This is a genomic window from Vannielia litorea (assembly GCF_019801175.1).
Taxonomy (GTDB): domain Bacteria; phylum Pseudomonadota; class Alphaproteobacteria; order Rhodobacterales; family Rhodobacteraceae; genus Vannielia; species Vannielia litorea_B.
The window spans coordinates 1,961,439-1,975,961 of the sequence record NZ_JAHVJR010000001.1 but is presented as its reverse complement, the minus strand read 5'-3'; the positions used below and the strand labels follow the sequence as shown (position 1 = coordinate 1,975,961).

Annotated in this window: 4 protein-coding genes; 3 read left to right on the top strand and 1 reads right to left on the bottom strand. The window is 63.7% G+C overall.

Annotation, left to right across the window (positions count from 1 at the left end; all coding sequences use genetic code 11):
- Positions 1–18: 18 nt before the first annotated feature.
- Complete coding sequence (locus tag KUV38_RS09680; RefSeq protein WP_222469846.1) at positions 19–2,037, bottom strand: type VI secretion system Vgr family protein; 2,019 nt, start codon at positions 2,035–2,037, stop codon at positions 19–21.
- Between the two features lie 422 nt (positions 2,038–2,459).
- On the opposite strand from KUV38_RS09680, the gene KUV38_RS09675 reads away from it, so the two are divergent.
- The 3 genes from KUV38_RS09675 (at position 2,460) to icmH (ending at position 14,519) form a co-directional block, all read left to right on the top strand.
- Positions 2,460–11,288 carry a hypothetical protein gene (locus tag KUV38_RS09675; RefSeq protein WP_222469845.1) on the top strand — a complete coding sequence of 2,943 codons (8,829 nt, stop codon included), beginning with the start codon at positions 2,460–2,462 and terminating at the stop codon, positions 11,286–11,288.
- A gap of 207 nt (positions 11,289–11,495) precedes the next feature.
- Positions 11,496–12,833, top strand: a complete 1,338-nt coding sequence (gene tssK, locus KUV38_RS09670) for a type VI secretion system baseplate subunit TssK (RefSeq protein ID WP_222469844.1) — start codon at positions 11,496–11,498, stop codon at positions 12,831–12,833.
- The gene (gene icmH, locus KUV38_RS09665) at positions 12,834–14,519 is read left to right on the top strand and encodes a type IVB secretion system protein IcmH/DotU (protein WP_222469843.1); all 1,686 of its coding nucleotides are present in this window, start codon (positions 12,834–12,836) and stop codon (positions 14,517–14,519) included.
- Positions 14,520–14,523: the final 4 nt, after the last annotated feature.

The following is a 14,523-nucleotide window of genomic DNA, read 5'->3' as shown; positions in this document are numbered from 1 at the left end:
GCCGAATCCTTCCGGTCCTTAGTTGATCTTAACCAGTGCGGCCTGAATCGTCATCAGTCCGCCTGCCTTGTGGGTCGCGATTGCGCCGCCGTTGGTGGTCAGGTTGGCCGAAGCGTTCACGTCGATCATTGGCGCGCTGAGCTTGATCGACGCCGGATCGATGGTGATCGACGAGGCGCCGACGGTCAGCTTGATCTTGGTCAGCGAGTTGATCTCGATGTCCTGCTGGCCGTTGATCGTGGTCTTCTTGAAGATCTCGACGCCCCAATTGCCCATGATGTTGAGGCTGTCGTCCTTGTCGATGTTGGTTTCGCGCTCGCCGTTGACCGTGCGGTTCTCGTCTCCCTTGATCAGGTAGGTGTTGTCCTTGTCGATCGTGTGGGTTTCTTCGCCGTGGACGGTGCGGGTTTCGTTGCCGCCGATGGTGGTGGTGCGGTTGACATCGACCTCGCGGCGCTCGTCGTTGAGCACCTTGGTTTCCATGTCGTACTGCGCGTGCTGGCGGAAGAGCTCGTCGCCCTTGGTGTCGTTGAACACCAGTTCGTTGTAGCCGCCGCCGCCTAGCGTGGAGTTGGACTTGATGCCGTTCCAATTCTTGTCGCCGGGCTGCTCGTAGGGCGGGGAGTTGTCGCCATTGTAGACGCAGCCGGTGACCACGGGCTTGTTGGGGTCGCCCTCGAGGAACTCGACGATCACCTCCATCCCGATGCGCGGGATGAAGAGCGTGCCCCATCCGGCCCCGGCCCAGGGCTGGGCGACGCGGATGCGCATGGAAGATTTCTCGTCATTATTGCCGAGGCGATCCCAGTGGAACTGGACGACGATGCGGCCGAACTCATCCACGTCGATCTCTTCGCCGCTCGCGCCTGTGACGGTGGCCGTTTGCGGCCCGGTCATCCGGGTTTCGGGGGTCTTGCGCTCGGGCACATAGGGCACTGCGGAGGGCGCGAATTCGTAGTTGCCGACGAAGACATGCTCGCCGCCGCCCCCGCCGCCGCCGGAGCGGTAGCCGCCGGTGGAGAAGCTGTGCATGGCGCGGGTGCAGATAAACTCCTCGCCCAGCAGGCTCTCGTCCTGATGCTCGCCGCCGAGGGTAAAGCGCATGCCCGAGGTCAGGCTGATGCAGTCGCCCGTGGCGGTGTGGTGCTTATCGCGGGCGCGGTATTGTTCGGACCGGACGCGGGCATAGGTCGAGCCCTGCCCGCCATCGAGGTAGACGCCGGGATATTCATAGCTTTCCAGCTTGCCGTATTCATGCACGGCGTCGCCTTCCTGCTCGCCCTTCATGTTGGCGCTGACGGTCTTGAAGTTGTAATCGGTCAGGGCGACCTTGCCGGTGGTGAGCCGCCGGTGCGGGGTCCACTCCCAGAAGTGCTCTTCGTCATACACATGTTGCCCTTCATGGGGCATGTACTTGCGCTCGTTGGGGGCCAGCTGCTTGAAGCCATCCACGCTGTCGGTGATGACCATCTTGTGCGAGCCCTGCTCGTGCGTGAAGAAGTAGTTGACGCCGTAGCGCTCCATCAGCCGGCAGAGGAAGTGGAAGTCGCTCTCGTTGTACTGAACGATGTACTCTTGGTTGATCTGGCCGAGCTCACCGCTCAGTTGCACATCCAACCCGCCTGCGGCGTCGTGGCCGAAGTCGGAGCAGACCTCGTTGATGATGTCTTCGAAGGTCTTTTCCTGGTAGATCTTGTTGTTCCGGCGCTTCGACATGACCCAGAACCAGGGCCGCAGGGTGAAGCGGTAGGCATTGCCGGTGTCGCCTTCGCCGGCCCAGCCGCACTCGGTCACGATGCCGTCGAAATACTTCTTCGCGCCATAGAGGTCTTCGAGCTCGACGGTCATATGAGTGCCGAGCAGATCGTCTAGGTTGACGGCGATCTTGCTGTCGTCGGTGACGGCCTCGACGTGATACTCGAAGCATTCATTGACGGCGTCCATTCCGTCGAACCGGACCAGGCTGAGAGTGTCGAAGGCGAGTGCCGTGTGCAGCTTTCCGAGGCGCTGACTCTGACTATTACTTGCGGTGCTCATCTCGGGGGCTTCCCAGTTTGAATTTTGCGGCGCGACCCACGAAAATACCGGTCGGCTGCCAGAAGGAATAATTGAAATAACGTGATCTCAATGTAGGCAGCGGTACGGGCCCGCGCAAGAGGTTGTGATGAATCCCTAGCGATGCGGCAGGCCTGCGAGGGGTGCCTGGGCTGCGCCGTTCGGGAAAACGCGCTGAAAATGGCTCATCGACGCCCGAAATCGACAAATTGAGGGGAATTTGTTGCGGCGGGGCAACAAAGCAGCGGGGGCATGCCCCAGCGGAAGGTCCCAAGGTGTTGTGGTTAAGATTCACCGTTGTCGCATCACCGGGTGGTGAGTAGTGTCTCGGGCAAGTGCGCGGAGTCTCGCCGAGGTGGGCGGTGAATCGCGCCGAGAATTTGAAGGCGAGAGGACATATTCCCATGCGCAGCGTTTTCCGCACCCAGAGCCCTGAGGCCGCGACTGCAATTACGGCAGGTCGGTCTGTACGCGAACGGCAGGCCACGGCGCCAAGGGCGCGGTCGCTGTTTCTTGCATCTACAGCGATTGCCACGGCAGTTGCGCTCGGTTTCGCGGGGCAAGGGGTGCTGGCGCAGTCCAATTTCTACTGGGACGGTGACACCAGCACGGCTGACGCGGACGGCGGAGACGGAAACTGGCGCAACGACGGCGGTCTTGGCGTGTTCGGCAACTGGGATGATGCGCCGACTGGCGGAGGCAATACGACTTTTGATGCGGGCGGTAATGCATTCTTCGGGGCGACGGCCGGCAACGTTACCGTTGTCAACGGCGGTGTCATTGCGGGTGACATCACCTTCGAAGTTGACGGCTACGTGGTCGACGGTGATCCGATTACCTTGGATGACGGGGCTGCGGATGACGATGCGGTGACGATTACCGTTGTCACGGGGACTGCTACCATCGACTCCGATATCGGCGTCAGCGACGCCGACCTTGCCCTGACAACGGCCGGTGCCGGTAATCTGGATCTTGGCGGCACCAATACGATCAATACGATTGACGTGACCGGCTCCGGTACCGTGACCATCGCGTCCGGCGGTTCGCTCACTACCGCAGGCACTGCGGCTGATGATGTGGATGTGCAAAGTGGTGCGGCGCTCGACAACCAGGGCACCATCACCTCGGATGTCACCGTGGCCAGCGGCGGCTCCTTCACTTCCAGCGGTCTGGTCACTGGCGATATCGTCAGTGATGGCAGCGCCAACCTTTCTGGCACCGGCGGCACCGGGGTAGGTGGCGTCGATGGCAGCGTGACCAACCAAGGCACCGGCACGCTCGACATCGCGGGCGCGCTGCAGATCACCGGCGACCTTGAGCAGGACAGCGCCAACGCCATCGACATCGACAACGCGACGCAGGTGGGCACGCTCACGGTGACCTCGGGCACGGTGGATGCCAGCGCGGCGACCCTGACCATCGACACCTCGGCTGATGTGACCGGCACGCTCTCGACCTCGGGCACCGGCGCAATTGACGTGGCCTCGGGTGGCACCACGACCGTCAACAACGGCGGTACGTTGACCCTCGGCGGCTCGGGCACCTCTGCACTTGGCGGCGTGACCAGCGATGGCGCCGTGAGCCAGACCGGCTCGGGCACCACCTCCGCCGAGAGCTTCTCGAACACGGCCGCTGGGACGATCACCGTTACCGATGGCACGTTGAGCACGGCCTCGGTGGCCAACTCCAACTCCGGCGAATGGCTGAACGTCTCGGGCGGCGGCACTTTTGCCTCGACCGCGGATATCGCCAATGCGGGCGAAATCGTTGTGAATGGCGGCCAGGTTGCCGTGAATGCTGGGGCAGGCACCATCCTCAATGTCGGCACGCTGACCCTTGCGGGCGTCAGCGAAGCAAGTGGCGGTGCGACAGGTGAACTCGCCGCGGTGAACGGCAATGTCACCAACAGCACAGGCGGGACCATCACCCTCACCGGGGCGGCGGAGATCACCGGCACGCTCACGCAGAACGGCGGCAACGCGATTGCTGTCGATTCCAATCTGACCGTCGGCGCGCTCGACATGGACGCAGGCACGGTGAACATCACCAATGGTGCCACCCTGACCTCCACCGGCCAAGTGACGGCGGCAACCGGCACAACCATAGACATCGCGTCCGGCGCGACCTTGGCCACCGATGTGAACGTCTACATCTTCCAAGGCAACTTGCTGAACGACGGCACCATTGATGGCGACGTCATAATGGGCGGCGGCCCCGGCGGCGCTGTTCTCACCTCGACCGGGCTGATCGACGGCACCGTGACGGTGAGTGGTGGGACCACGACCACGATCTCCGGCACTTCGGCGACCACCACCGGGATCACCGGCGACTTGGTGCTGAACACTGGCGCTGGCTTCGCGATGGGTGGCGACCTCGAGGTTGGCGGCTTGACCAATGTGCAAAATGGCGGCTTCACCACGGCGGGTGACCTCACCACGGAGACGTTGGTCATCGGCGGTGGCGGTGGGGCGCCTACAGTCACCGTTTCCGCAGGTGACACGCTGACGGCCACTGACGGCGGGGCAACGGCGATTACCGTGAACTCCGGCCTGCTCGACAACCAGGGCGAGGTGGCAGGCAATGTCACGGTCAATGCGAACGGCGACCTGACCTCGACCGGCCTCGTGACCGGCAACATCGCCAGCACCGGCGACATCGATCTTGAGGGCACCGGTGTGGATGGCGCAGGCGGCGGTGCAGGCATCGACGGCAACGTCAGCGCGACCGGAGGCACTGTAGATGTGACCGGCGCTCTCGAAGTCACCGGCACCTTCGACGTTTCGGGCGCGACGACGACGCTTGCGGGCGATGTCACGTCGGGTGGCACGTTGACGCTTGGCGCCATCGAGAACACCACGGGTGGCACCGTTAGCCTGACCTCCTCGTCGGACCTCGGCACCGCAATCGATGGGTCCGTGGTGCTTGATGGTGCGATCACGCAGGGTGCGGGCGAGACCTTCGAGATCAACGCAACCAACGTGACGATCGGAACCAACTTTGATCAGACCAATGACAGCGGCAGCCTCGTCTTTAACGTCGATCAGCTGACGACCCAGCAGGATCTGACGACCGCGAGTGTGGACTATGACCTCGTGGCCGATGGTGCGACCGTGACCATCGAAGGCGGCACGCCACCGCTCAGCGCGGGCGATCACTCCATCAGCGCGATCAACGGCGGCGCAGTGACCGTGAATGACGAGATCATCGATGTCGCGTCGATCTCTATCACCGAGAACAGCGTTCTGACCGCCAATGCGGATATCACAATCGACACCAATGGTGGAGGCACCGGTGACCTCAGCACCTCGGGCGCGGGCTCCCTGATCATCGCCGATGGCGTGACCGTGACTGCCGAGACCATCAACACCGCCGGCACCGGCGGCGTCAGTGTTGGTGTGGGCTCCAGCCTCGTTGGTGGCGGCAACACCATCAACAACGACACCACGGTGAACATCGCGGCGGGCGGTGACGTGACCGACCTGACCGGAGACATCAACAACGACAGTGTCGCTGGTGCGCCGACCGGCATCTACAATCTCGACGGTGCAGGCTCCACGCTGGAGGCCACCGCCGGGAGCATCAACAACCTCAACGAGGGCGAGATCAACATCAACTCGGCTGGCACCGTCGTGACGGCGGGCACCAACCTGAACCTTCAGGACGATTCCGTCTTTACCGTGGGCGCAACCTTTGACGTGACTGTCTCGGTTGGCGGGACCATCGAGATGAGTGGCAACGCACTGCTCGACAATGATGGCACCTTCGACGCCACCGGCGAAACGATCAACGTGACCGGCAATGCAGCGATAGACAACTCGTCCATTATGACGGCAGCCACCATCAACAACGGAGGCAGCCTCACCAACTCGGGCACGCTGACAGCCGCCGTGACCAACACCGGAACCGGCACCAACGGGCTGACCAACACCGGCACCATCGTGGGCGCGGTCGACAACCAGGGCGATGCCGATCTCGAAAACCAGATCAACGGGACCCTGACCAACACGGGCGCGGTCACCCTGACCGGCGCGCTGGACGTGGCTGGTACCTTCACCAACAACACCGGCGGGTCGGTCGATTTCGGCACGAACTCGGCCACCATGACCGTGGACGACGCGGTGGTGAACGGCGATCTCACCATTCAGTCCGGCGGCACGCTTGTCTCCGAGGCGAACGTGGATGTGAACGGCGCCACGCTGACCAACCAGGGCACCCTGACCGCCACCGCAGGCACCGGCGACCTCAACATCGACGCAACCGGCGTCTACAATGCCGACGGCGGCCAGACCAACGTGAACACCGTGACCGTCGCGGGCAGCGGCGCGGTGACCAACACCGGCGATTTCAACGTCGGTGGCAACGTCAGCAACGCGGGCTCCATCACCTCGTCCTCCGGCACCTTCGACGCGGTGAACCTGACCGGCACCACCGCCACCAGCGAGTTGATCAACTCCGGCACCTCGCTGATGACCTTTACAGGCAACGCCAACAACAACGCGGGCGACATCACCAACTCCAGCTCTGGCGATCTGAACATTCAGGCCGGTATCATTAACAACACCGGCGATATCCTGAACAGCGGGTCGGGGGACTTCCTCACCACCGGCCTGAGCGTGAACTCCGGCACCGTCACGAACTCCGGCAGCGGTGACATCACCGTCTCCGGGTTCATGGACGCCAACTCCGGCACCATCACCAACAGCGGCGCGGGCAACATCACCACGAATGGCACGTCGGGCAACTCCGGAACCATCATCAACACCGCGACGGCGACCGGTGGGATGACCTTTGGCGATTTCTTCACCAACTCGGGAACCCTGACCAACGCGTCCACGACAGTCGGGGCCGACGTGAGCCTCGGCCCCATCGACGCCAACTCCGGGACCATCGAGAACACCGGCGCGGCAGATATCCTTGGTACCACGGCGACCGGCATGGAAGGCACGCTCACCAACTCCGGTTCGGGCAATTTCACCCTCACCGGCGCGGTCAATCTCGACGATGATGGCATCATCAACCAGACCGGCAGCGGCACCTTCACGGCGCTCTCGGTTACCAACGATGGTGCGACATCGGATGTGAACGTCTCCGACGGTACGCTTTCAACCGGAACATTCACCAACAACAGCGCCGGCGCTACGGTTGATGTGACCGGCACCGGCCTGCTCGACGTGACAGCGGGCGACTTTACCAACACAGCAGGCACCGTGACCATCGACGGGGGCGGCGAGATCCAGACCTCGGGCAACTTCGTCAATTCCGCGAACGGCGATCTGGTGATTTCCAATGGCGGTACGCTCGACACCACGGCGCTCTCCAACCTTGGTGATGTGGACGCGGGCGATGGCACCATCGACGGCGCGGTGGAGCAGGATGGCGGCACCTTCGATGTGACCGGCACGCTCACCGTGACCGGCACGGGCACCTACACTCAGACCGGCGGCACGCTGAACACGACTGGCGGGACGCTGGACGTAGACAATGCGGTGGCGCTGAACGGTGGCGCCGTGACCAACGCCGGCGCCCTCATCGGCGACACCGTCACAATCGACGGCGCGAGCGTGACCAACGGCGGCACGCTGGACTCCGAAAGCGCACAGGTGGCGCTGGTCTCCGGTTCGCTCACCAGCACCGGCACCATCGAAGGCGGCGTGGACGTGGCAGCGGGCGCAACGCTCGACAGCTCCGGCCAGATCAACGGCACCGTGGACAACGCCAGCACGCTCACTTCGCTCTCTGGCGACATCGACGGCAACCTGAACAACGAGGCGGGCGGCCAGATCACGCTCGACGGCGCGCTCGACGTGACCGGCACCTTCGACCAGCAGATCGGGGCAGGGGACGTGACCTTCGCGGGCAACAGCCTGACCGCGGGCGATGTGGACCTGAACGAGGACATCTCGGTGGATGCGGGCGGCACGCTCTCCTCCGACACCGATGTGACGCTGGTGGATGCCACGGCCACGGTGGACAGCGGCTCGACGTTGGATGCCACGGGCGATCTGAACATCGATGCCACCTCGGAGGTCGACAACAACGACGGCACGGTGACGGCGGGATCGCTGACCAACACGGGCGGCACGGTCAACACCGATGGCACCTTCACGGTCACCAATGACGTGACGAACAGCGGTGATATCAATGTCGAAGGCGGCGCCTTCGCGGCCACCAACATGAATGGCAACACCGGCACGTTCACCACCAGCGGCACGGCGAACGCCACTTTCAGTGGCAACCTGAACACCAACTCCAACACCATCGAGAATGTCGGAACCGGCACCATCTCGGCGGTGAATGCCAATGGCAACTCCGGCACGATCGAGAACACCTCGACCGGCACGATCAGCCTGAGTGGTTCGGTGAACAACAACTCCGGCACCATCAGCAACTCGGGTGGCGGGCTGTTCACGGCGACGACGGCCAACAACAACAGCAACATCATCGAGAATACCGGCGGCAGCACCATGACCCTGAGCGGGTCGGTGAACGGCAACTCCGGCACCATCACCAACGCCGACAACAGCGCGTTTTCGGCCACCTCGGCCACTGGCAACACCGGCACGATCGAGAACACCGGCTCCGGCACGATGGACTTTAGCGGCGCGGTGACCAATACCGGCGGCTCGCTCGAGCAGACCGGCTCCGGCACGATGACGGCGGCTTCGGTGACCAACAATGGCGCCGGTTCTACCGTGACGGTGACCGATGGCCTGCTCGACGTGGCCGGTGCCGTGACCAACACCAACGGCGCGATCGACGTGGCGGCCGGGGCGGAACTGGAGGCGGCCAGCCTCTCGAATGCCGCGGGCCAGACGGTCACCTCCACTGGTCTGCTGGATATCGACACCATCACCAACGAGGGCACGCTCAATGCCGAGGGCACCGGCGCGACCGCTGGCATCGACGGCGAGGTGATCAACCAGAATGGCGGTACCTTCAATGTGACCGCCTCGCTTGAAGTCTCGGGCGATGTCACCAACACCGATGGTGCGACCATCGTCATGTCGGGCGATCTCGACGTTGGCGGCGACTTCATCCAGGACGACACCGGCGGTGATGGCGGCGCGGTGACCTTCGGCGGCTTTGAGCTGTCGGCTGTCAATGCCACCATCAACACCGATTTCACCGTCGACAACGGGACGCTGACCGCGAGCGATGCGCTGACGAACGAGAGCGGCGAGACGCTGACCGTCACCGCCACAGGCGTGGTCAACACCGATACCGCCACCATCGACGGCGCGCTCGACAACTCGGGGGATTTCAATGCCACCGGCGATGTGACCATCGCGGAAGTGTCGACCAACCAAGTCGGCGGCACGCTGGATGCGGGCAACCTGACCCTGGATGGTAACTTCACCAACGCGGGCACCGTGGGCGCCGACAGCAACGTGGGCATCGTGACGAACAACGCCACGCTGACCAACGCCGGCACTGGCGTCATCAACGCCACGAGCCTTGTTAACAACGACACGGTCGACAACTCGGGCGCCATCAACGCGGCGGTGACCAACGAAGGCACCTTCAACTCTGAAGCCGGAAGCTCGATCGGCGGCGACTTCGGCAACAACGGCACCTTCAACGTCAATGGTGCCAGCACCATGACCGGCACGTTCACCAACGATGGCGACTTCCTCGATGGCGGGGCTGCGAACCTTGCCATTACCGGCGGGTTCACGAACAACGCCAACATCACGCTGGATCAGGGCGGTGGTTTCTCGACGACCGCCGGCACCACGAACAGCGGCACCATCACGGTACTCGGCGCTTCGGGCGGTGTAATCGGCGGCAACGTCAGCAGCTCGGGCAACATCGACCTGTCGAATGGCACCACGGCCGACAGCCTCTCGATCGGGGGCAACCTCGCCTTCTCCGGCGGCACGCTCTCGTTCTCGGGTGTCGATGGTGGCGGTGTGCCGGTGCAGGAAGCGATCACCGTGGGTGGCGCGGTTTCGGGTAACGTGGCGCTGAGCTTCGAAGATGTGGCCTTTACCGGCAACTTCACCAACCCGACCGACTACGTGCTGATCAATGCCTCCTCTTCGGGCGCCGATCTGAGCTTCGATGACTCGCTGATCACCGTGAACGGGGCGACCGCCTACTTTGCGGTCTATGACCCGGGCTCGGGTGACGCCTATGTGCTCTCCGACGTGAGCGCCGGTATCGGTGCGGTCGCGGGCAACATCGGCCTCGTGCAGTCGCTGATCAGCACCATCGTCAACCGCCCGTCCTCGCCCTTCGTCTCGGGCCTGGCCTATGAGGATGACGACAACTGCGGCACCGGCGCATGGGCGCGGATGACCGGGGGCTCCGCTACTGGCACCGCGCGCACCAACAACGGTGTGTCGAACTTGCCCTCGACGGTGGAGGCCAACTTTGCCGGTCTGACGCTGGGCATGGACTACGGCTGCTTCGACGTATCGGACAGCCCGTTCGACATCGCCGGCGGTGTGATCCTCGGGTACAACGAGGGTGATACTTCGCAGGATGTGTTCAACATCGACTACACCACCGGCACACCGACGCCGACCACGCTGCTCTCGACCACGAAAACGGACTTCACCCAGAGCTACGTGGGCGCCTACCTGGCCTTCGCCAAGGATGCCTACACCGCTGACGTGCAGCTCCGCAGCGAGCAGACCAAGTTCACCTTCAACAACCCGGTCCTCGTGCTCGAGGCGGATGGGGTGACCCCGGCGGCGGGCTTCTTCGACGAGGAAGTGGACAGCAAGTCGACCACGCTTTCGGCATCGCTGAGCTACTCCTACCCGCTCTCCGACAGCCTGACGCTGGTGCCCACCGGCGGCTTCGGGATCACCAAGAGCTCGACCGATGACGTGATCCTGCGCGACCCGGCCGACCAGACGACCGAAGTGGGCCGGATGGTGTTTGAAGACCACACCACCTCGATCGGCTTTGTCGGCGCCACGCTGGCCCGCACGGTCATCGGGGAGGCGGGCGACAGCGCGTGGAACCAGTTCGTCACCGCGACCTACTACAAGGACTTCTCCGATCCGCTGCAGGCGACCTACGTCACCTCGACCTCCAGCCTGCCGATCGAGACCGAGCCGCTCGGCGACTTCGGCGAGGTTTCGGTTGGTCTGAGCTACATCAAAATCCTCGATGGTCAGGTGGGCGCCGCCAAGCAACTCAACGCCTCGGCGCGGATCGACGGGCGGTTCTCGGAAGACGTGGAAGCGGTGAGCCTCACCGCGCAGATCCGGCTCCAGTTCTGACCCGGTTTGCACCCGCCTTCGGGTGGGCGTGAACCCAACGTGACAATTGGCGGGGTGCCCTTGCGGCACCCCGCTTCTTTCTGGCAAGGTGCCGGGGCATTGCCCGGGAGGTTTTGCCGGGCCTGTCAGTTATTTGTGCCTTTCAGGTTAGGACCGATCCTGCCAGTATATTGCGAAACGACCATTGGAATGCGCTGCGAGCCCTGAATGAGCTGGTTTTCTAAAGTTGCATGGAAAGAGGGGCTCTTCCTTCAGCCTCACCACTTCCAACAAAGCGACCGCTATTTTGAGAAATTGCTGGAGGCCCGCACCCGGCTGGCTTCGCCTTACCCCTGGGGCTTTTCCCAGATAGAGATTGATCGGGACGTGGCCCAGCAGATGAAGTTCGGCCTGCGGTCGGCGACCGGCATCTTTCCCGACGGCACCCCCTTCGACATGCCCGGCACTAGCCAGCTGCCGCCGCCGATCGACATTCCGGAAGGCTCGGAAGGGCAGAGCGTTTGGCTGACGCTGCCGATGGTGCAGGTGAACGGCCGCGAGGTGGGCACCGAGGATGAGGCCAGCCGCTCGGCGCGCTACAAGCTCTCGGCAGAGACGGTGGCAGACAGCACCGCCTCTATGCGGCTGGAGCAGGATATCGAAGTGGCGCATCCGCGCGTCGAGTTCGACGTGCGCAAGACCGAGAAGCCGGGCTACAACTGCCTGCGCCTCGCCCGTGTGGTCGAAGTGCGCGACAAGACCGTGATTTTCGACGAAAAATTCGCGCCGCCGGTGCTGACCATCCATGCACATCCGGTAGTGGCGGGCTGGATCGAGCGCGTGGTGGGCTGGGTCGAGACCAAGCTGGAGAGCCTTGCGCGCTACGCCTCGGACCCATCCTCGGGCGGGGGGCTTCAGGCGACCGATTACTTCATGCTGCTGGTGCTGAACCGCGAGATCGGGTTGCTGCGGCACTACCGGAACAGCAAGTACATCCACCCCGAGGAGCTGTATCAGCTGTTCCTGCGGCTGGTGGGCGAGCTCTGGACCTTCGACGAGAAGCGCCTTGCCATCGAGTACCCGCCTTACGACCAAGACAATCTCGAAGAGATCTTCGAGCCGATCACCCGCGATATCCAGCGATTGCTGAGCCGCGATGTGGGGCGCGCCGTGCGTCTCAACGTGGAAGAGCTGCGCCCCGGTTCGGGCAGCTTCATGGCCAAGGTCACCGACCGGAACCTGTTCCGCGATGCCTCCTTCGTGCTCGAAGTGGCGGCCGACAAGCCGCTCACCCAGATCCAGCAGCAGTTCCCCGCGCTCTGCAAGGTTGGACCGAACACCCAGATGAATGCTATCGTGAACAACAACCTGCCGGGTCTGGAGCTGGTGCACATGCCCACGCCGCCCCGGCAGATCCGCGCCGTCACGAGCCACGTCTACTTCAACATCGATAAGAACAACCCGATGTGGCGCGAATTCTCGACGGCCCCGGCCATCGGCCTGCACTTTGCCGGTGACTGGCCCGATCTCAAGCTGGAGATCTGGGGCATTCAGGAGAACAGGTAGATGAGCGACGAGAAGGACTCTGGCAAGACCGTGATCCGCCCGATGCCGGGCGGCGCTTTCGGTGGCCAGAAGACCACCGGACCGGGCTCGCAGAAAACCGTGATCGGCGGCTCCATGCCCGCGCAGGGCGGATGGGGCGGCGCACCGGCCTCGCCCCCGCCGGGGCAGGGCGGTGGCTTTGGCGGACAGGACAGTGGCTTTGGCGGCGGCAATGACGGCGGTGCGGGTGGCGGCGATGTCTGGGGCGGCGGCGGTGGCGGCGCAGGCCCGAGCCAAGGCGGCGGTGGCGGGTTTGGCCCGCCTCCGGGGCAGGGCGGCGGATTTGGCGGCCCGAACGATCACCAGAACGCCGGCCAGTGGATGGGCGCCAAGCCGCAGCAGGAGGGGTTCTTCCCCGAGATGCGGAAGGATGAGCCGGTTCAGCGCGCCCCGGTGAAGAAGATCAGCCTCGATGCGGCGCTCTCTGCCAAGACCTCCGGCATGTCGGCCGATGCCAACCCGATCGTGGCCTCGGCGGCCTCGCTGCTGGTGCTCTTCGGGCGGCTGCGCTCTCAGGTCGTGGACATGCACGCCGTGCCGCTGATGCAGCACGTGACCGAAGAGATCGAGGCCTTCGAGGAGAAGATGCTCGAGCATGGCGTCGACCAGACGGATGCGCTGATTGCCAAATACTGCGTTTGCGGCACCGCCGACGATATCGTGCAGAACCTGCCCGGCACCGACCGGGGCGTGTGGCTGCAATATTCGATGTCGGCGCGGTTCTTCAACAAGCGGACGGCGGGTGTTGGGTTCTTTCAGGAGGTCGACAAGGCGCTCCAGAACCCGATCCACAAGTATCACCTGCTGGAGCTGATGCTGATCTGCATGCAGCTGGGCTTCGAGGGCCAGTATCGCGCCATGCAGGGTGGCGATGTGAAGCTCGCCCAGATCAAGCGCGGCGTCTACGAGGCGCTGCGGCGGGTGAAGTCGCGCGGTGATGACGATATCTCGCCGCGGTGGAAGGGGATCGAGCTGGCGGCACGGCGCAGCTTTACCAAGGTGCCGGTCTGGGCCTATGCGATCCTTGCCTCGGCCATCCTCGCGGGCGGTTACTTCGGGATGCGGCTCATGCTCACCTCGGAGGGCTACGAGCTGACCGAGAACATGCGCAACCTGCACCCGCGCGAGATGATCGAGCTGGTGCGCCGTGACCGGGTTGTCACCCCGCCGCCGCTGCCCCCCGCGCCGCCGGACACCAGCCAGTTCGACCGGCTGAAGGAAGCCTTCGCGGGCAACGATGCGATCACGGTGGAGATCAAGGGCGACTTCATCATCGTCAAGCTCGACAACTCGATCCTGTTCGACTCCGGCAAGGCGGATGTGAAGGAAGACTTCGTTCCGCTGGGCGAGGAGATCGCGCAGGTGCTGGAAGACGAGCCGGGGCCGATCCGCTTTATTGGCCACACCGACAGCGACAAGCTCTCGGGCCGTGGCAAGTACAAGAACAATTTTGAACTGTCGGTTGCCCGCGCCAAGAGCGTGGCGGGTGTCATCACGCCGCTTCTGTCGAACGGCGATCGCGTCGAGGTCGATGGGCGCGGCGAGGATGAGCCGATTGCCTCCAATGACACGTCGGAGGGCAAGGCCCTGAACCGGCGGGTGGAGATCATGATTCAGCGCGAAGAGACGCTGGACCAACAGATTTGAGCGC

Bases quoted from the DNA above. Each gene is read 5' to 3' on its own strand.
- KUV38_RS09680 (WP_222469846.1), bottom strand. From the start codon at position 2,037: ATGAGCACCGCAAGTAATAGTCAGAGTCAGCGCCTCGGAAAGCTGCAC.
- KUV38_RS09675 (WP_222469845.1), top strand. From the start codon at position 2,460: ATGCGCAGCGTTTTCCGCACCCAGAGCCCTGAGGCCGCGACTGCAATT.
- tssK (WP_222469844.1), top strand. From the start codon at position 11,496: ATGAGCTGGTTTTCTAAAGTTGCATGGAAAGAGGGGCTCTTCCTTCAG.
- icmH (WP_222469843.1), top strand. From the start codon at position 12,834: ATGAGCGACGAGAAGGACTCTGGCAAGACCGTGATCCGCCCGATGCCG.